Here is an 18,262-nt window from a genome sequence, read left to right as displayed (position 1 = left end):
AACTGCAGAGAAGCTAGAGCCGACGGGCTTTTACTGGCAATAAAAAGGCTGACGAATGTCGTCAGCCTTTCAAATTTTCGGTTACCACTGGAGCGTTTATTCTTTTAGAACAGCTTACTCGACCAACCTAGTTTGTTACGTAGAACATGGTAGTAGTTGTAGTCTTTAGGATGGATCAACTTAAGTACATTCGGGCTTTGGTAAATGTGGATCTCATCACCAGGAGAAACAGGCAGTGAGATTTGACCATCGCAGCTCACCTCCTGAGTTCCACGGTTATCAGGCGATACGATAAGCTTAATACGACGCTTGCCATCCACCACTAATGGGCGGCTTGAAAGGGTATGCGGGAACATTGGCACGAGTGAGATAGCATTTAGGCTTGATGACAGGATAGGGCCGCCGCCGGAAAGCGAGTAGGCGGTAGAACCTGTCGGTGTTGAGACGATTAAGCCATCAGAGCGCTGTGAGAAGGCGAAGCTATCATCGATATACACTTCGAACTCGATCATGTGCGCCACTTGTCCGGGGTGCAGTACTGCCTCATTAAGTGCCGCATTGTGGCTTTTTATCTGGCCGTGACGATGAATTTCCGTTTCAAGTAAGAAGCGCTCTTCTTCCATGAACTCGCCTTTGAGAACATCAGTCAACGCGCTCTGGAAGTTTTCAGGGTTGAGATCGGTTAGGAAACCAAGATTACCTCGGTTAACACCAATCACTGAAATGTCGAAACGTGACAAGATTCTAGCGGCACCGAGCATGTTTCCGTCACCACCGACCACAATGGCGAGATCGGCGCGTTTACCTAATTCAATCAGGCTAGAAAAATGTTCTTTTGGGATGTCGTCTAAAATAGTGGCGAGTCTGTCATCAACAAACACTTGATAACCCTCAGCACTTAACCACTGATAGAGCTCTCTATGAGTCTGAATTGCTTGCTGATCTCGAGGTTTACCGATAATGGCGATGACTTCAAATGGCTTTTTCATAACGTTTCCAAACGAATTAGGCTTGAATCAAAATTCTTCATCCCCATAATAAAGGCAAGTTGAACGTCTATGCGAGTGTTTTATATCAATTTGGGGTGCAAACACGCCTGTCACTTGCATTGAAAACGAATTCTGGAGATATCATGAGCAACGAAGAAAACAAAGTAACCGAAGCAGAGCTAGATCAGATCATCGCTGAAGCTGAGAAAGTTGAAGAAGCTGAACTGAATGAAGACGCTGCTGATGAGCAGGAAGCAAAAATCGCTCAACTGGAAGCTGCACTGCTTTCTAGTGAATCTAAAGTGAAAGAGCAGCAAGATTCTGTTCTTCGCGCGAAAGCTGAAGTTGAAAACATGCGTCGCCGTAGCGAACAAGAAATTGATAAAGCGCGTAAATTCGCTTTGAACAAGTTTGCTGAAGGTCTGCTTCCTGTAATCGACAACCTAGAGCGTGCAATGCAAGCAGCAGACGCTGAAAACGAAGTGGTTAAGCCACTGTATGAAGGTGTTGAGCTAACGCACAAAACGTTCGTAGACACAGTTGCTAAGTTTGGTCTTAAAGAGATCAACCCTGAAGGTGAAGTGTTCAACCCTGAATTCCACCAAGCGATGTCTATTCAAGAAAGCCCAGATCACGAATCGAACACGGTTATGTTTGTGATGCAAAAAGGCTACGAACTAAACGGTCGTGTGGTTCGCCCAGCGATGGTTATGGTTGCTAAGTAATGACGAATTACGTTGCCAAGTGATTGACTGGTGCATTGACTGAATTAGTAGCAGCGACAAAATAAATCACTGGTTTACGTAAAATAAAAAGAGAGGCATAGGCCTCTCTTTTTTTGTGCCTATAACTTGAGAGTCCACGTAAATAAGCATCAAAACCGCATTAAGAATGTCGTTCTTTTTATTTCATTCAGATCAGCGATTTAGAGTTTTGTGTTATGAAACTTGTTGTGATTGAGTAAATGTTTTGATGTCACATTTGTGATGTTTTTGTAAATAAATACTTTTAATTGTTATCTTTATATGTAAAATCCACTGCCATATAGCGATTTTGGTCGCATATATAACTATAAAAGTACAAATTTTAAACACAACAAACTGGAGAAGAACGATGGATAAATCGCTCTCAAGTAAAATTTTTGTAGGCTTGTTCGCCGGTCTACTTATTGGTACTGCTATTCAGTACCTATTCAGCGGTATTGCTATTTTTGATACGTATCTACTTGGCGCTGCCGAAGGTGCTGGTGGTATGTTTGTATCACTTATCAAATTGCTTGTAGTTCCTCTTGTATACGTATCTATTGTTTGCGGTATTGTTGAGCTAAAAGATATTCGTTCATTTGGCCGTCTTGGTGGTAAAACCTTTGGTCTTTACATTATTAACACCATCATCGCGATTTCAGCAGCGCTAACGATTGGTCTTATTTTCCAACCAGGTGCAGGTGCGAACCTTGCGGGTACGGTTTCTGAGACAATTGCGCTTACAACAACTGAAACACCAGACATCTTCTCTCTTGTTGTTAACATCGTTCCTAGCAACCCTGTAGAAGCGTTCGCAAGCGGCGACATGCTACAAATCATCTTCATGGCAATTTTGACAGGTCTTGCTATTCAAGCGCTTGATTCTCGTGGTGGCCCAGCTATCAAGACATTCAAGATGGCTAACGAAATCATGATGAAGCTTATCGGCCTAGTAATGAGCTTGGCGCCTTACGGTGTATTTGCTCTGATGATTCAACTGGGCGCAACACTGGATGCAGACACGCTAATGTCAGTTGCTGGCTATGTGGCGCTTGTGGTTGCAATGCTTGTGTTCTGGATTTTCTTCTTCTATCCAATGATGGTTGGTTCATTCACTGGTATTTCTCCAAAGCAGTTCCTACGTGCAACTCGTGAGCAAGTTCTATTCTCACTATCTACAGCAAGTTCGAACGCAACAATCCCAGTAACAATGCGTACTCTTACTGACAAACTAAACGTATCTAAGTCAGTAGCAGGTTTCGGTGTACCACTGGGTGCAACAATGAACATGTCTGGTGTATCTATCTACATTGCACTCGCAACTATGTTCGTAGCAAACGCGTTTGGTCAGCCAATCAATACTGCTGATATCTTTACTCTAGGTCTAACTATCTTGCTACTTTCTATCGGTGCTGGTGGTGTTCCTGGTGGTGGTGTGGTTATGGTCGGTGTTCTATTGCACCAACTAGGTTTGCCACCAGAAGGTCTAGCGATTGTTGCTGCTGTTGACCGTATCTGTGACATGTTCTGTACTTCTTCTAACGTTGTTGGTGATACTGCGGTTAACACTATCGTAGCGAAATCTGAAAACGAAATCGGCGTTGAAGCTAACGAAGAAGCTGAGCTAAAGAAAGCAGAAGCATAATTCTTAATTAAGATTCGATAATTAGAAGCCCCGCTCAATGAGAGCGGGGCTTTTTTGTTTCTGATGATAAGTGCTTTGGGCTATCTGATAACTTAGCTAAAAAGATCTTTGATTGGTGTTAAGTCTCATTTTTTCTTTTTACTCGTGCCGAATTGGTCATCAGTTTTCAATCTTTAATATAGATCACATATAATAATACAATATTATTTTATTGTTCTGACAACCTACATTATGACGACATAAAGGAAACCCAATAATGAAGCTGTCTTACCTTAGCCTACTGACTGCCAGCCTTTTAGCCGCTCCCGCTCTTGCTTCTAATCACGATATTGGTCAACAGTTCAATCTTGACCCTGCAAAAGCACCAGCACAAAACTTCGATTTATCTAAATGGAAAATTAACTTACCGGAGCTGACGACTGAAGGGTCTAGAAAAGGTAAAACGCTGGAGATTGGTAAAAAGGAACTGTCGAATGTAGACACGCCTTACGTTCACCCTAAATGGTTCTACACGGATGCTGAATCTGGTGCGATGGTGTTTGTGGCTCCGAATACAGCTCCAACGACGCCAAACAGTAAAAACACGCGTAGTGAGCTAAGAGCGATGCTAGCGGATAGCTACTCTGCGCCGAGCAACAACTTCGCGATTTCAAGCCATAAGAACGCGGAAGAGTTTGGCTCTATCGGTGGCCAGATGACGGCAACACTTTCTGTTGATCAGGTGAGCACCAGCGGTAATTATAAGAAAACCGGTGCATTCTCTGTGGTTATTGGTCAAATCCATGGGTCGGATAATGAACCTCTGAAAATTGTTTACCGCAAATTGCCAGAGCATGAGCATGGTTCGTTAACGTGGAACTATGAGTTAAACCCGCCGACAGAGATGAAAAACGCGAAGGATGAAAACGGAAAGAAACTTCGTAAAGACATTCGCCATGATGTATTTGGTCAATACAATCTGAAAAAAGGCAGCTCGGACCCTGCTGATGGCATCAAGCTAGGTGAAGTGTTCTCATACGATGTGAATATCAAAGATAACATCATGCACTTAACCTTTACTAAGAATCCAAACTCAGCCGATCCTATTGTGAAGACGTATGATGTTGATTTGGCCAAGGGTAAGTATCAGGGGCATGATATCGACCTTGGTTATGGACAGGACTGGATGTACTTCAAGGCGGGCGCATACAATCAATGCAACACTAAGAAGTCGAGCTCAGCCTGTGAATGGCGTGGTATGGAAGCGGGTGATTACACTCAAGCGAGCTTCTACCAGTTAGTGCTCAACCAATAATATGGCTGAATCAGTCACCATTTGAACAATATTTAACTGATTAATATCTATTTGAAAAAGACCTTCCACATGAAGGTCTTTTTTTATGGCATCTGGAATAGGGTTGAGGTTTCAATGTGGCGACAAATGCGAGAGTTTCTCAACATTGGAGCCTTAATTGGCAAGGGATCGGTCACTTTTTACCTTTATGTAAAAAGATACGGGAAAAAATAGATTTTTTTTACTTATTCCCTTGAAAACCAGTTTGCAGCCCTTATCTATGGTGCATACGAAAGCAAATTACATTTGCACTTTAATTTTGTGTATTAGGGTTGATTCCCTGATTACCACCCCCACATATGTGGGTATAGCAAAAACTTAATAGAAAATATTTCGGAGATGGCCTGATGGGTAAAATCATTGGTATTGATTTAGGTACTACTAACTCTTGTGTTGCTGTTCTTGACGGCGACAAACCACGCGTAATTGAAAATGCTGAAGGCGAACGCACAACAGCATCAGTAATCGCATACACAGAAGGCGAAACGCTAGTTGGTCAACCTGCAAAACGTCAAGCTGTTACTAACCCTCAAAACACACTGTTCGCTATCAAGCGTCTAATCGGTCGTCGTTTTGAAGATGAAGAAGTTCAACGCGATATCGAAATCATGCCTTTCAACATTGTTAAGGCTGACAACGGTGATGCATGGGTTGAAGCGCAAGGCCAAAAAATGGCTGCTCCTCAAGTATCTGCTGAAGTTCTTAAGAAAATGAAGAAAACAGCTGAAGACTTCCTAGGCGAAGAAGTAACTGGCGCAGTAGTAACTGTTCCTGCTTACTTCAACGATGCTCAACGTCAAGCAACGAAAGATGCTGGCCGTATCGCTGGTCTAGATGTTAAACGTATCATCAACGAACCAACTGCTGCTGCTCTAGCTTACGGCCTAGACAAGCAAGGTGGTGATCGCACTATCGCTGTATACGACCTTGGTGGTGGTACATTCGATATCTCTATCATCGAAATCGATGAAGTAGAAGGCGAGAAGACTTTCGAAGTTCTTTCAACTAACGGTGACACTCACCTTGGTGGTGAAGATTTCGATAACCGCATGATCAACTACCTAGTAGATGAGTTCAAGAAAGAGCAAGGTATCGACCTTAAAGCTGATCCACTAGCAATGCAGCGTGTTAAAGAAGCAGCAGAAAAAGCGAAAATCGAGCTTTCTTCTACTACTCAAACTGACGTAAACCTACCTTACGTTACTGCTGATGCGACTGGTCCTAAGCACATGAACATCAAAGTGACTCGTGCGAAGCTTGAGTCTCTAGTTGAAGACCTAGTTCAACGTTCTCTTGAGCCACTAAAAGTTGCTCTAGCGGATGCTGACCTATCTGTAGGCGAAATCACTGACGTTATCCTAGTTGGTGGTCAAACTCGTATGCCTATGGTTCAAGCTAAAGTAACTGAATTCTTCGGTAAAGAGCCACGTAAAGACGTGAACCCTGACGAAGCTGTTGCAATGGGTGCTGCTGTTCAAGGTGGTGTACTAGCGGGTGACGTTAAAGACGTTCTACTACTAGACGTTACTCCTCTATCTTTCGGTATCGAAACGATGGGCGGCGTGATGACTAAGCTTATCGAGAAAAACACAACTATCCCTACTAAAGCGGATCAAGTGTTCTCTACAGCTGAAGACAACCAAAACGCAGTAACTATCCACGTTCTTCAAGGTGAGCGTAAGCAAGCGACTTACAACAAGTCTCTTGGTCAGTTCAACCTAGAAGGTATCCAACCAGCACCACGTGGCATGCCACAAATCGAAGTAACATTCGACCTAGATGCTGATGGTATCCTGAACGTATCTGCTAAAGATAAAGCAACAGGTAAAGAGCAGAAGATCACTATCCAAGCATCAGGCGGCCTGTCTGAGGAAGAGATCGAAGCAATGGTACAAGAAGCAGAAGCTAACAAAGAAGCGGACAAAAAGTTCGAAGAGCTAGTAACTGCACGTAACCAAGCTGACCAAATGATTCACGGCACTAAGAAGCAAGTAGAAGAAGCTGGTGAAGCTTTACCTGCAGACGAGAAAGCTAAAATCGAAGCGGCTATCACTGCACTAGAAGAAGTTAAGTCTGGTAACGATAAAGAAGCTATCGACGCTAAAGTTCAAGAACTTATGCAAGCAGCTCAAAAGCTAATGGAAATTGCTCAACAGAAAGCTCAAGCTGAACAAGCTGGTGCTGACGCTGGTGAACAACCTAAGCAAGACGACGATGTTGTAGACGCTGAGTTTGAAGAAGTTAAAGAAGACAAAAAATAATTTCGTCGCAGAGTAGCCTGATTTCGTTATCGGAAGTGTCCACCTACTAACGTAGGCTCCGCGCTTCCACTTAGGACTCAAGCTATCTGCTTAGAAATTTGTCTCAAAGACTTATTATTGCGGGCGTCAGAGGTAACTCTCACGCCCGTAAATTTGTATTTAGACTTGTCGATCTAGATAATAGCTTTATTCGGCATTTCAGCCGGCAGAACTTTTATCTAGATTGATACACAGACTACTGAAGTGATCATTCGGTAGTAGCAATTATTTTGGTGACCTAGAACATGTCAAAACGTGATTTTTACGAAGTATTAGGCGTAAGCCGCGATGCATCAGAGCGCGATATTAAAAAAGCGTACAAACGCTTAGCGATGAAATTCCACCCGGACCGTAACCAGGGTGATGAGACCGCAGCAGATAAGTTTAAAGAAGTAAAAGTAGCGTACGAGATCCTAACCGATTCTCAAAAGAAAGCAGCTTACGACCAATACGGTCATGCAGCCTTTGAACAAGGTGGCATGGGCGGCGGCGGTGGTTTCGGCGGCGGTGGCCAAGGTGACTTCGGCGATATCTTCGGTGACGTATTTGGCGACATCTTCGGCGGCGGTCGTCGTGGTGGCGGTCAACAGCGTGCACAACGTGGTTCAGATCTACGTTACAACATGGAACTTTCTCTAGAAGAAGCGGTTCGTGGTGTTTCTAAAGAAATCGAAGTACCAACACTTGTAGAGTGTGATACGTGTGACGGCAGCGGCGCGAAAGCGGGTTCTTCTGCACAAACGTGTGGCACTTGTCATGGCCACGGCCAAGTACAAATGCGCCAAGGTTTCTTTGCGGTTCAACAGACTTGTCCTACTTGTAACGGTAAAGGCAAGATCATCAAAGACCCATGTAACTCATGTCATGGTCAAGGTCGCAAACAGAAGACGAAAACACTTAACGTTAAGATCCCTGCTGGTGTTGATACTGGCGATCGTATTCGTCTATCAGGCGAAGGCGAAGCGGGAGAGCAAGGCGCTCCAGCTGGCGATCTGTACGTACAAGTACACGTAAAAGAGCACAACATCTTTGAGCGTGACGGCAACAACCTTTACTGTGAGGTTCCAGTAAGCTTCTCAATGGCTGCTTTAGGCGGTGAAGTTGAAGTTCCAACACTGGATGGTCGTGTAAACCTTAAAGTGCCAGAAGAAACACAAACGGGCCGTATGTTCCGTATGCGTGGCAAAGGCGTGAAAGGCGTTCGTGGCGGCGGTGTGGGTGACCTAATCGTTAAGCTAGTGGTTGAGACTCCAGTTAAGCTAAGCTCTCGCCAAAAAGAACTACTGCGTGAATTCGAAGAAACATGTTGTGGTGAAGCGGCAAGCAAGCATAAGCCAAAGTCTGAAGGTTTCTTTAGCGGCGTTAAAAACTTCTTCGATGACCTAACTAAGTAATTAGATTGTTGATACTTTAAGTTGTTGATAAAATTAAAAAACCTGCTCATGTAGCAGGTTTTTTTTGTATCTCAAACCTGGTTCTTTCTCTTTCTCTTTCTCTTTCTCTTCACCTGAAACCCTCATCACACTACATCCAGCAGGCTTCTGGGTATTCGACATTAGCACTGTCGAGAGTGAGCACTTTATGGTTTTGTCCATCGAAGCAGTTGTCTTTATCTTGACCTACTCCCGACTGAGGTGTTGCTGTAATCGTATAGGCAGCAGAAGCCGAACTGGTGACACTGAAAACAAAACGACTCGCTTCGGTATCGCAGATCAAACAATCGCTTCCCGAAACAATACCACTCCAGTCATAACCGCTGTCATAGGCTGCTTCTAGTTCTAATTGAATTCGAGCTATGTCAGCGAGTGCGCTAGTTCGATGTCCAGTCACTACGTGGTTGGTATAGCTCGGATAGGCGATAGCCCCCAAAATCCCAATTATGGCAACCACAATCAATAACTCGATCAATGTCATCCCTTTTACGCGCGTGTTGTTGCTGTTGCATTTATTTTTTCGAATCATCACGAGGACTTCCTTTTCACTTATCTGGCTATTTTTCCTTAGTGTTAGCATGTGCGCAAGGTTGAGTACGGTTGCTCAAGTTATTACATAGGAATTTGGGAAATGACTCGCGGGTTTACGCTATTAGAGCTGCTGATTACTGTAGTGGTGCTTTCAGTGCTACTGGCTGCGGCTGCCCCTAGTTTTAGTTCTTTGTTGGCTTCTTCTAAACTGCAGCGCTTAGCCCCTGAGGTTCATAGTTTTCTTATTACTGCCCGATCAGAAGCGGTCACTCGTAACCAAGAGCTTTATGTTTTGTTCTTGGTTTCAGGTGCCTTAGGTGGAACCGAAAGTTCTGATGGTGATTGGGATATGGTGTTGAGCAGTTCAACATTTTACGTTTCTGATAATGTACTTATGCATCTTGATGGTTCGGCATATAGAGGTATAAAAGTAGACTTTAATTTCTCCAATAGTACTTCAATTGCGATCGATAACGTCAGGGGACGTTTTCGAGACGGTAATGTTTCACTCGCCTCCACGAATGCGCTGTCGGATGTACTTTCAATCATCGCATCGAAAACGACAGGGCGGATCCGAATTTGCAGCAGTGACCCAAACAGCGATGGGCGCAATAGCATAGGTCATTATGGTTATGAGATCTGTGGCTAGGAGTGTTCAAGGTAGTACCTTGGTCGAAATGTTAGTGGCCTCTGTGATCGGTGTGATTGTTATCGGTACTATCGGCTCGGTATTTGTTACCAACCAACGTTTGAGTTCAGAAAAGAGCTTGGAGCTGCTCTTATCTCAGAACCTATTCGCTACTACTCAAATGATGAAAGAGGAGCTCTGGCGAGCCGGTTATGATGCAGACTCTGGACAATCAGTGAAGCTATCGGGCGCTGCCAATACGATTTATACCTTTCAATCCAGTGCCAGTGAATCTTACGTTGGTTTTGTTTATCGACAAAACAGCGCATCTTCGGCCTATCGAAACATTGTCTATCAATTTAAGGGTAATAAGCTGAACTATTGCCAAGAAGAATCTTCTTATTTATTAGATATCACTCAGATTACGTCATCTGGTTTGGGAGCAATGACATGTGAAAGTTTGTTTTTCGAAAAGCAAATAGAAGTAGAACTTTTTTTGGTTTCTGTAACTGAGTTATCTAACAGTCTGGCAACCTCGCAAAGAGTCGATATCGCTCTAGAAGCTTCTCTTGTGAATGCAGATGAAAGTCAGAGAGTAGTGACTTCAGTGGTACAAAGGAATTGGCAATGATGCGATTAAAGCAAAATGGAGCGGTAACACTACTTCTAGTCAGTATTCTATTGATTGGTGTGCTGATCGTTTCTCTTGGTAGCTTTAAAACCACTTTTTACCAAATAAAGCGTGCTCAAAACGAGGTTCAAGCTCGCAAAGAACATTGGACCGCCGAGGGGGGATTGGAGTGTGGTCTAAGCGTTATTATTGAAAACAGCAGTACCGCGATCCCAGGTGATCTCCTGGATTCCTGTAGCAACAAGCTTTCTTCATTAGATAAATCATCCGATAACGCTAATATCCTTGTCTCAACCGCCAACAGAACATCGATTAATAAAGAAATTCGATTTTCTAATGATTCGGGTTTGGGGGCCATACAAGCAATATCGGCTCTCGAAATTATTTCCGAGGACATCATGGATATCGACCCTGAACTCAGTGAAACCAGTAACAACGGTGTATATGAGTGTGTGGCAGTTCGGTTTTTCGACTCTGTTATACACACCAAAGGTACAGGGGGGAGCTTAACCACCGTTTCTAATCCTGAGAATGCACCTGCAGATTTTAGCGCTTGTAAAGATGCGGTAACTGACTTGAGTGAGAGCGCAACGATTACCGCATCGGGTAGTGATCCTAGCGGTGCTTTTATGAGTGATTACGTTCATGACACCAATCTAAATGGTTTCGAAAACTACTTCGGGGTAAAGAAAACAACGGACAATATCAACGCCCTTAAAAGTAATGAATATGAGGTAATAAACCTATTAGAGACGGATTCTCACGGGAATACCGTGCATGTAGATTTCGATTCAAACACAAATAAATACGTGGGCAAGGAGTGCAGTACTCGAATCAATGATGCCTTTTCAGCTGGTAAAACTAAGGTGTGGGTCATTGGGGACTGTGTAGTTTGGCACCCAGCCATTAATATTGTGGATAGTGCAGGAACGATCACACCACGATCTTTAGTGGTCGAAAATGGGATTTTCGCAAATGGAAACGCCAGTGTACTTGATGGTGCTTTTTATCACTTGAATGACATGAGTGTCTTCAAGGACGCTTCAGGTGCTGAAAACAACACGGACTTTCTTGCTGATAGTTGGGATAAGTTACCAGCAACGATGGATTACTCTTTATTGGTTAAAGAAAATAGTACCTATATAGCTAACGCTTCCTTCTTCCCTAAAGGAGGCATATTTTTGGATTCAATCGGGGGGCTTTCTACGATTAAAGGCTCGATGAATCTAGATTATCGAGGAGAATACAACCCGCATGATGAACCTGTCGAAATACAGTGGAAAAAGGGCTCATGGAGTGATTTCTAACCAGCGTGGTTTTAGTTTACTTGAAGTACTTATCTCTTTTCTACTGGTGGGCGTGGCCGCGTTAGGCATGGTCAAGCTGCAGACCTACACTGAGCAGAAAGCCGACTATGCGATTCAGAGTATCGAAGCGCTGCATTTTGCTGAAAGGCAGATGGAGTATTATCGAACTCGGGCGTCTAATGCGAGTGGGGCGGTAGGTTTAATTCCTTTTTCAGAACTAAATCAGGCGAGTCATTGTCTCAACACAGCAAGTTCAGATCCTTTATCCGGTTTGTCGGGGTCTGCCTATGCCATGACTTGTGAAGTGACTAATGCAAACGGTGCTCTGTCTAGCGCATTAAAAAGCATTACTGTCACAATTGCATGGCAAGATCGTATGAACCACGCACAAAGTATTTACCTCGAAACTATGCTCTCCAAATACAGTGAATTTGATTGATCTATTAAGCAAACGTTTACTGCATGCCAAGGCCTACGCATCCCCTTTACTGATAGTTTTCACTCCTCGGACATTGTTTACGTGCCAGTTAAAACTCTGTATATGGAATGGTGTTTTTTGTGTTTTTATATTGTTGCTGTTGTACAGTATTTTTGCAAAATATGTCTCCATTTATGGAAAATGATGTGGAACCTTGTGCTTTTTAACAGCGACTTTAATAGAATATGTGCTGTACCAATAGGCCGTGGTCAAAACTTATATTAGGCCTAAACAAAACAACATCACATATGGAGTTACAATGAGTAACCAAGCCGTAAAAAAAGCACCATCGACTGAGAAGATCAGTGGTATGGACCGCTTTCTAAACTTCATTGAACGCGCCGGCAACAAAATTCCAGATCCAGCAATCCTGTTCTTCTGGGCTCTAGTTATTGTATGGGTAGCATCTGCACTTTTATCGAATCTTTCATTCGACTTAATCAACCCTCAAACGGGTGCTGCTCTTGAAGTAAACAACCTACTAACTGGTGAAGCGCTTGCTAGCTTCCTAGCGAATATGGTTACCACATTCACAGGCTTCGCACCTCTAGGCATCGTACTTGTTGCTATGCTAGGTGTTGGCGTTGCAGACTCTTCAGGCTTCATTACGACTGGCCTTAAGAAGATGCTTAACTTCACGCCAGCTAAGCTACTAACGCCGATGCTAATCTTGGTTGCTATCGTGTCTCACACAGCAGCTGATGCAGGTTACGTTCTAGTAATCCCTCTTGGCGGTATCATCTTCCACGCTGCGGGTCGTCACCCTCTAGCGGGTATTGCAGCAGCGTTTGCTGGTGTATCAGGTGGTTTCTCAGCGAACTTTATCCCTTCAGGTATTGATCCGCTACTAGCTGGTTTCACTCAAACAGCGGCAAACGTTCTTGACCCTGCATATGTGATCAACCCTCTAGCGAACATCTTCTTTACTGGTTTGTCTTCAATTCTAATTGTGGCAATTGGTTGGTACGTTACAGAGAAAATTATCGAGCCTCGTCTTGCTAATACGCCTGTAGATGAAGATGCAGAACAAGCACCTGATCTAGGTACGTTCACAGCCATTGAATCTAAAGCATTCAAATTCGCTGGTTGGGCAATGGTTGCCGGTATTGGTCTGCTTATCGCGGCTCTAATGCCTGAAAACTCAGCACTTCGTTCACCTGAAGGCGAATTAACGGCGTTCTCAGCACCAGTAATGAAGTCTATCGTTCCTCTGATCTTCATCCTGTTTATTATTCCGGGTATCGTCTACGGCCGTGTAGCGGGTACATTCAAGAATAGTAATGATGTTATCAAAGCAATGTCTGAGACGATGGCAACGATGGGCGCATACATTGTAATGTCGTTCTTCTGTGCTCAGTTCCTATCTGCATTCGCTCAATCAAACATCGGTACTATGCTGGCACTTTACGGTGCTGAAGGCTTGAAAGCGATGGACCTTCCAGGTGAAGCAACGGTTGTTGGTATGATTCTACTAACGGCTGCAGTTAACCTTCTTGTTGGTTCTGCTTCAGCTAAGTGGGCACTGATTGGTCCTATCCTAGTTCCAATGCTAATGGTTGTGGGTATCTCTCCTGAGCTATCTCAAGCGGCTTACCGTGTAGGTGACTCAGTGTCTAACATCATCTCTCCACTAATGGTGTTCTTCCCACTGGTTGTTGTTTACTGTCAGCGCTACGTTAAGTCGACAGGTATCGGTACTCTAGCTTCTCTAATGATGCCATTCTCGATTGCGATGTTAATCGGTTGGTCTATCTTCTTGCTAGCTTACTGGGCTCTTGGTATCCCACTAGGTATCCAAGCACCTTACACTTACACAATGTAAGATTGAACTAAGCAAAACTAAGCTTTATTCATTGCTAAGCCCGCACCGAAATGTGCGGGCTTTTTTTCGCTATTTTTTCCGTTTTTTATATCCAAGGTTTTTATATCCAAAACTTTCTATATCCAAAACTTTTTATATTCAAAATAAAGGCACTCAGCTTATACTCCGGATTACGGCTAATTGTTGGCCGGTAAATTTAGGAAATCCAAGCCACATGAAAATTCTGCTTTTAGTAGGGTTAATTGTTTTAAATGGTCTGTTTGCCATGTCTGAGATTGCATTGGTAGCAGCAAAAAATAGTCGGCTGAAACGCTTAGCCGAAAAACACCGCTCCGCTCAGGTTGCTCTTGATCTCAAAGAAAACCCAACCCGCTTCCTCTCTACAATCCAAATCGGTATCACGGTAATCGGCCTACTCAGCGGGATTGTGGGTGAGGCGACGCTATCGGCTCCACTAGCCGTTCAACTTGAACTGTGGGGACTAGACCCAACACAAGCGAACATCTTGTCTACTGCGGTTGTGGTGGTAGGTATTACTTATTTCGCTATCGTTGTCGGTGAGTTGGTACCAAAGCGTTTTGCTCAGTCTCAAGCTGAAAACATTGCTGCGTTAGTCGCGCTGCCAATCTTCTGGTTATCTAAAATCGCGACGCCGTTTGTGTTTGCGTTGTCGGCTTCAACGGAAGGTATTCTTAAGTTGATGGGCCGAGGCGGTGAAGAAGATAGCGTTACCGAAGATGATATCCATGCACTTGTGAAAGAGGGCTCAGAATCGGGTGTGATTGAACGCGGCGAACAAGAGATGATTCGTAATATCTTGCAGCTTGATGATCGTCTTGTGAGCTCATTGATGACTCCGCGTCGAGACATCGACTTTCTGGATGTCGACCAACCCGTTGAGCAGATATTAAAGAAACTGCGTTCATCAAAACACAGTGTGTTTCCATTGTGCCAAGATCACCTCAATAAAGTGGTGGGTACAGTGTCAGCCAAAGCCTTGCTGAATCAGGCGGGCAATCTAAGCATTCAAGTGATCATGGGGCTGTCTCGCTCGCCGATCTATGTTCCAGAATCGATGAAAGCTCTGCGTCTACTTGGCTACTTTAAAGAGTCGGGCACCGAGATGGCATTCATTGTCGACGAGTATGGCGATGTTCAAGGTCTTGTGACTCATTACGATATTCTTGAGGCGATTGCTGGCGAGCTATCGAATAATCCGAACGATCTTTGGACCGAGCAAGTGGAAGACGGTTTGTTGGTGGATGGATTGATTCCTATCAGTGAACTGAAAAACCGTTTAGAGCTATCGGATTTTGAGGGCGAAAGCGAGAGCTTCCAAACGCTGAATGGCCTTGTGACATGGTTAATAGGGCGCTTACCGGATGCAGGCGAAGTTGTTCAATACCAGCAGTGGCAGTTTGAAATTATCTCTGTTGAGAACAATCGCATTGTGAGTATCAAAGCGACGCCAATAGCCGATGACATAGAAGACGCTAATAGCTAACAGTTCGACCAACCAGCAAGCGGCAATGGTTCATTGTCTGTTGTTGTCTATTACCTCTTTATTGTTCATTATCTCTAAGATTAGGTATGATTCACCGCATACCTATTTTCGTTTTTATCCTTTGTTTCTGGAGTTCCCTTTGTCAGACCATCAATTCACCCCTCAAGATGAAATCTTCATGCGACGCGCCATTGAGGTAGCTAAGCAAGCAGAGAGCGAGGGAGAGGTTCCTGTTGGTGCAGTATTAGTAAAAGGTGGGGAGATTATCTCTGAAGGATGGAACCGTTCGATTGGCAGCCACGATGCTACGGCACACGCAGAAATTGAAACCTTGCGTAAAGCCGGTCAAACCTTAGAAAACTATCGGCTACTCGATACCACTTTATACGTTACGCTAGAGCCTTGCCCAATGTGCGCAGGTGCCTTGCTACACAGCCGAGTAAAGCGCATTGTGTTTGGTGCTCCAGACTTAAAAGCAGGCGCTGCAGGTACAGTGTTGAATTTGTTTGAAAGCCAAGCCTCATACCACTATGCCGACGTTGAACATGGTTTGTTAGAGGAAGAGTGCCGTGAGCAATTACAAGCGTTTTTCAAGCGTCGTAGAAAAGAGATAAAAGAGAAGCGAAAGCAAGAACGTCTGTTGGAAGAGCAGCGTTTAGAAGCAGAGATGAAGGCTGGCAATAAGAAATAGCAGCGTACTTTCGGCACTCTCTATCGCAAGAGTGCCAAGCAAACTGACTGAGTAACTACATTTACTCAGCAATCATCTGCATGAAAGCGCGATTGCGCCAAATGATCTTCTTCTTATTATTTGAAAGCATACGCTTACGACGGTTTGCAGCAACGGTCTTATCAAGGCGTTTCGATTTCAGTTTCTTCATCATTTCAATGATTTCCTATTTGCCGTCTGACTTTTTAGTTTGGACTAACGATTTAATTATAGTGTTATTCGTTTATTTGGCCTGTCGCGCGCTTGGCTTAAATAGAAGAGCAGTTCTAGTCTAAAGCCAGCATTGCAGTGCAACAGAGCATAATCTTGATTGTGGTGTGCCGTTATAAGGTTCGATTGTTACTGCAATATGACACTCTAGATCTCATCATCATTTTCTTGCCTGCTTCCCTTATCCCTTAGTGACGAAAGAAGAGTCGAAAAAAGACAATAAAAAAGAGCAATGCTAGATGGCATTGCTCTTTTGGGTTTTACTGTGAAGGCTCAGAACTGCTTACTGTCGATTCAGCAGCGCTAATGCTTGATTCAGCACTAGAAGTCTCTAAAGGTGGGATGACAATCAAACCCTCAAGACTCTCTTCTTGTTCTTTATTACGCTTATTTACATGGCCGATGATGCTTTGGTAATAACGGCGAATGTTCTCAACGTAATTTCTAGCTTCATCACCACGCGCATAGCCGTAGCGAGTTTGGCTGTAGTACTTCTTCTGTCTTAACAGAGGCAGTCTGTCTTTCACATCGCCCCAAGCATCGGGATCGCCACCTTGTGCCTTCGTGAGGCGACGCGCGTCCATCATGTGCCCGTAACCGACATTGTATGAAGCAAGTGCAAACCAGATCTTTTCGTGTTGAGTGATTGAATCTGGTACTCGGTTCACGATACGACGCAGGTACTCAACACCGCCTTGTACCGACTGGTTCGGGTCGAGACGGTTGGTTACCCCAACACTCTTCGCGGTGGGCAGTGTCAACATCATCATGCCACGAACACCCGTTGGTGAGCGCGCAACAGGGTTCCAGTGTGATTCTTGGTAGGCCAAAGCGGCAATCAAGCGCCAATCAAATTCTTGAGAGTACCTTTGAAATAGCGGCGACCATTTTGGCAACTTGCTGTCCAGTGCGCGGATAAAGGCACGAGTATCAACGTAGTCAAAGGTACCAATGTGGCCGATGTACTTCTCTTCGAGTGATGCGAGCTCACCAGATTGTTTTAGGTTGCCGAAGAATTCAATCAGTAAAGCATACAGGCTTTCGTCTTCAGATTTCTGTAAGTACCAAGAGATAGGTTGGTCTTCTGTTAGCTCAAAAGCGAGAGCGACCTCTGGATACAAACGTTGCGCCAATGAAAGCTCAATTGAATCTGCAACGGTAAACAGTCGCTCTCCTGTCGAGACTTCTTTTAGTAGGTCGTTGACGTCCGCATTACCGACCGCATCGTAGGTAAAGTCATCATGTGTGTTCTGTAGCTGTTTTAGTGTTGGCTCGAAGTGTGAGTCTTTTACTACAACTAAAGAGGGGGTCAGTGTTTCGCTTGATGACGCCTCTTCTGATTCAGCTTGTGCTTTTACAAACTCAGCCTGACGCTCATTCTCAAAATTGATCAATTGCTCAAGGTTTCTTGGGCGCCATTGGCCCTTTTTGTACACGACCTGTTGGCTTACATAGTAATAAGCAGGTGCGGCGCGATAAGCTCGTGTCAGTTTGTTGTTTTGCGTTAAGCCGGTCGCGATAAGATCGATTTCGCCTTTCTGCAGTGCAGGGAACAAGCCAGACAAACGGTAAGCGGGTTTAACCTCAAGCTTTACACCAAGCTCCTGCGCAAATTCACGAGCTAATTCGTAATCCAAGCCAGCAGGACCATCAGGACCGATGTAATAAGAGAGTTGGTTATTCAAGGTGCCGACACGAAGAACGCCACGGTCTCGTATCTGCTCAAGAACACTTTTAGGTTCAGATTCAATCTGGCATCCCGCTAACCCAAACAGAGCGATAGCGATCAGAAGGAATTTAGACGAAAAGATGAGCGTAAATTTAGGCATCAAAATGAAATCTCAAAAAGTAGAAGCTCCTTTATACCAAACCCCGCAAGGCTGGCAAAGCAGGTTTAATTAAACAGTTGTAAAAGTGGTGATAAATGCAGCAAAAGTACCATTTACGCAGAAAGATAAAAAAAATCACGCAAACGGTT

The 18,262-nt window shown here is 44.2% G+C and carries 15 protein-coding genes and 1 pseudogene; 12 read left to right on the top strand and 4 right to left on the bottom strand.

The window, feature by feature from the left end; translation table 11 throughout:
* Nucleotides 1-104: 104 nt before the first annotated feature.
* Nucleotides 105-989, bottom strand: a complete 885-nt coding sequence (gene nadK, locus AB6D06_RS08750; protein ID WP_017066747.1) for an NAD(+) kinase — start codon at nucleotides 987-989, stop codon at nucleotides 105-107.
* A 143-nt stretch (nucleotides 990-1,132) separates the two neighbouring features.
* On the opposite strand from nadK, the gene grpE reads away from it, so the two are divergent.
* The 5 genes from grpE to dnaJ all read left to right on the top strand — a co-directional run bounded on the left by grpE (nucleotide 1,133) and on the right by dnaJ (nucleotide 8,404).
* Nucleotides 1,133-1,714: a nucleotide exchange factor GrpE gene (gene grpE, locus AB6D06_RS08745; protein ID WP_372110121.1), complete on the top strand. Its 582-nt coding sequence runs from the start codon at nucleotides 1,133-1,135 to the stop codon at nucleotides 1,712-1,714.
* A gap of 388 nt (nucleotides 1,715-2,102) precedes the next feature.
* On the top strand, nucleotides 2,103-3,377 hold the full coding sequence (locus tag AB6D06_RS08740; protein WP_017072011.1) for a dicarboxylate/amino acid:cation symporter: 1,275 nt from the start codon (nucleotides 2,103-2,105) through the stop codon (nucleotides 3,375-3,377).
* Nucleotides 3,378-3,633: 256 nt separating this feature from the next.
* Nucleotides 3,634-4,671, top strand: coding sequence for a polysaccharide lyase family 7 protein (locus AB6D06_RS08735; protein WP_017059866.1), 1,038 nt, complete (start codon nucleotides 3,634-3,636; stop codon nucleotides 4,669-4,671).
* 386 nt (nucleotides 4,672-5,057) lie between these two features.
* Nucleotides 5,058-6,971: a molecular chaperone DnaK gene (gene dnaK / locus AB6D06_RS08730; protein ID WP_017067645.1), complete on the top strand. Its 1,914-nt coding sequence runs from the start codon at nucleotides 5,058-5,060 to the stop codon at nucleotides 6,969-6,971.
* A 284-nt stretch (nucleotides 6,972-7,255) separates the two neighbouring features.
* Nucleotides 7,256-8,404, top strand: a complete 1,149-nt coding sequence (gene dnaJ, locus AB6D06_RS08725; RefSeq protein WP_048608049.1) for a molecular chaperone DnaJ — start codon at nucleotides 7,256-7,258, stop codon at nucleotides 8,402-8,404.
* A gap of 130 nt (nucleotides 8,405-8,534) precedes the next feature.
* Here the strand turns inward: dnaJ and AB6D06_RS08720 are convergent, their stop codons facing one another.
* Nucleotides 8,535-8,972 carry a type IV pilin protein gene (locus AB6D06_RS08720; protein ID WP_017059870.1) on the bottom strand — a complete coding sequence of 146 codons (438 nt, stop codon included), beginning with the start codon at nucleotides 8,970-8,972 and terminating at the stop codon, nucleotides 8,535-8,537.
* Between the two features lie 102 nt (nucleotides 8,973-9,074).
* On the opposite strand from AB6D06_RS08720, the gene AB6D06_RS08715 reads away from it, so the two are divergent.
* The 7 genes and pseudogenes from AB6D06_RS08715 (at nucleotide 9,075) to tadA (ending at nucleotide 16,035) form a co-directional block, all read left to right on the top strand.
* Nucleotides 9,075-9,623, top strand: a complete 549-nt coding sequence (locus AB6D06_RS08715) for a GspH/FimT family pseudopilin (protein ID WP_017059871.1) — start codon at nucleotides 9,075-9,077, stop codon at nucleotides 9,621-9,623.
* Entirely contained in the window at nucleotides 9,607-10,233 is a 627-nt protein-coding gene (locus AB6D06_RS08710; protein ID WP_029236419.1) for a PilW family protein, read from the top strand. Before AB6D06_RS08715 ends, AB6D06_RS08710 begins: the two co-directional genes overlap by 17 nt.
* Nucleotides 10,230-11,540 carry a hypothetical protein gene (locus tag AB6D06_RS08705; protein ID WP_017059873.1) on the top strand — a complete coding sequence of 437 codons (1,311 nt, stop codon included), beginning with the start codon at nucleotides 10,230-10,232 and terminating at the stop codon, nucleotides 11,538-11,540. Before AB6D06_RS08710 ends, AB6D06_RS08705 begins: the two co-directional genes overlap by 4 nt.
* On the top strand, nucleotides 11,530-11,979 hold the full coding sequence (locus tag AB6D06_RS08700) for a prepilin-type N-terminal cleavage/methylation domain-containing protein (protein ID WP_017059874.1): 450 nt from the start codon (nucleotides 11,530-11,532) through the stop codon (nucleotides 11,977-11,979). Before AB6D06_RS08705 ends, AB6D06_RS08700 begins: the two co-directional genes overlap by 11 nt.
* Before the next feature lie 298 nt (nucleotides 11,980-12,277).
* Nucleotides 12,278-13,840, top strand: a complete 1,563-nt coding sequence (locus tag AB6D06_RS08695; RefSeq protein WP_017059875.1) for an AbgT family transporter — start codon at nucleotides 12,278-12,280, stop codon at nucleotides 13,838-13,840.
* A 214-nt stretch (nucleotides 13,841-14,054) separates the two neighbouring features.
* A complete protein-coding gene (locus tag AB6D06_RS08690) occupies nucleotides 14,055-15,344 on the top strand; it encodes a hemolysin family protein (RefSeq protein WP_372110120.1) in 1,290 nt (429 codons plus the stop codon).
* 86 nt (nucleotides 15,345-15,430) lie between these two features.
* Nucleotides 15,431-16,035 (top strand): annotated as a pseudogene (gene tadA, locus AB6D06_RS08685) (tRNA adenosine(34) deaminase TadA).
* 61 nt (nucleotides 16,036-16,096) lie between these two features.
* Here the strand turns inward: tadA and AB6D06_RS08680 are convergent.
* Together AB6D06_RS08680 and mltF are read right to left on the bottom strand one after the other, a co-directional pair.
* Entirely contained in the window at nucleotides 16,097-16,228 is a 132-nt protein-coding gene (locus AB6D06_RS08680; protein ID WP_017059878.1) for a hypothetical protein, read from the bottom strand.
* Nucleotides 16,229-16,544: 316 nt separating this feature from the next.
* The gene (mltF, locus tag AB6D06_RS08675; RefSeq protein ID WP_372110119.1) at nucleotides 16,545-18,113 is read right to left on the bottom strand and encodes a membrane-bound lytic murein transglycosylase MltF; all 1,569 of its coding nucleotides are present in this window, start codon (nucleotides 18,111-18,113) and stop codon (nucleotides 16,545-16,547) included.
* Nucleotides 18,114-18,262 lie beyond the last annotated feature (149 nt).

This window comes from Vibrio sp. 10N.239.311.G01, assembly GCF_041465805.1.
In the GTDB taxonomy this organism is placed as follows: Bacteria; Pseudomonadota; Gammaproteobacteria; order Enterobacterales; family Vibrionaceae; genus Vibrio; species Vibrio crassostreae_C.
This window is presented reverse-complemented; position numbering and strand designations above follow the sequence as displayed.

Excerpts from the sequence above, each read along its gene's own strand:
- nadK (WP_017066747.1), bottom strand. The coding sequence starts at position 989 with ATGAAAAAGCCATTTGAAGTCATCGCCATTATCGGTAAACCTCGAGAT.
- grpE (WP_372110121.1), top strand. The coding sequence starts at position 1,133 with ATGAGCAACGAAGAAAACAAAGTAACCGAAGCAGAGCTAGATCAGATC.
- AB6D06_RS08740 (WP_017072011.1), top strand. The coding sequence starts at position 2,103 with ATGGATAAATCGCTCTCAAGTAAAATTTTTGTAGGCTTGTTCGCCGGT.
- AB6D06_RS08735 (WP_017059866.1), top strand. The coding sequence starts at position 3,634 with ATGAAGCTGTCTTACCTTAGCCTACTGACTGCCAGCCTTTTAGCCGCT.
- dnaK (WP_017067645.1), top strand. The coding sequence starts at position 5,058 with ATGGGTAAAATCATTGGTATTGATTTAGGTACTACTAACTCTTGTGTT.
- dnaJ (WP_048608049.1), top strand. The coding sequence starts at position 7,256 with ATGTCAAAACGTGATTTTTACGAAGTATTAGGCGTAAGCCGCGATGCA.
- AB6D06_RS08720 (WP_017059870.1), bottom strand. The coding sequence starts at position 8,972 with ATGATTCGAAAAAATAAATGCAACAGCAACAACACGCGCGTAAAAGGG.
- AB6D06_RS08715 (WP_017059871.1), top strand. The coding sequence starts at position 9,075 with ATGACTCGCGGGTTTACGCTATTAGAGCTGCTGATTACTGTAGTGGTG.
- AB6D06_RS08710 (WP_029236419.1), top strand. The coding sequence starts at position 9,607 with ATGAGATCTGTGGCTAGGAGTGTTCAAGGTAGTACCTTGGTCGAAATG.
- AB6D06_RS08705 (WP_017059873.1), top strand. The coding sequence starts at position 10,230 with ATGATGCGATTAAAGCAAAATGGAGCGGTAACACTACTTCTAGTCAGT.
- AB6D06_RS08695 (WP_017059875.1), top strand. The coding sequence starts at position 12,278 with ATGAGTAACCAAGCCGTAAAAAAAGCACCATCGACTGAGAAGATCAGT.
- AB6D06_RS08690 (WP_372110120.1), top strand. The coding sequence starts at position 14,055 with ATGAAAATTCTGCTTTTAGTAGGGTTAATTGTTTTAAATGGTCTGTTT.
- AB6D06_RS08680 (WP_017059878.1), bottom strand. The coding sequence starts at position 16,228 with ATGATGAAGAAACTGAAATCGAAACGCCTTGATAAGACCGTTGCTGCA.
- mltF (WP_372110119.1), bottom strand. The coding sequence starts at position 18,113 with ATGCCTAAATTTACGCTCATCTTTTCGTCTAAATTCCTTCTGATCGCT.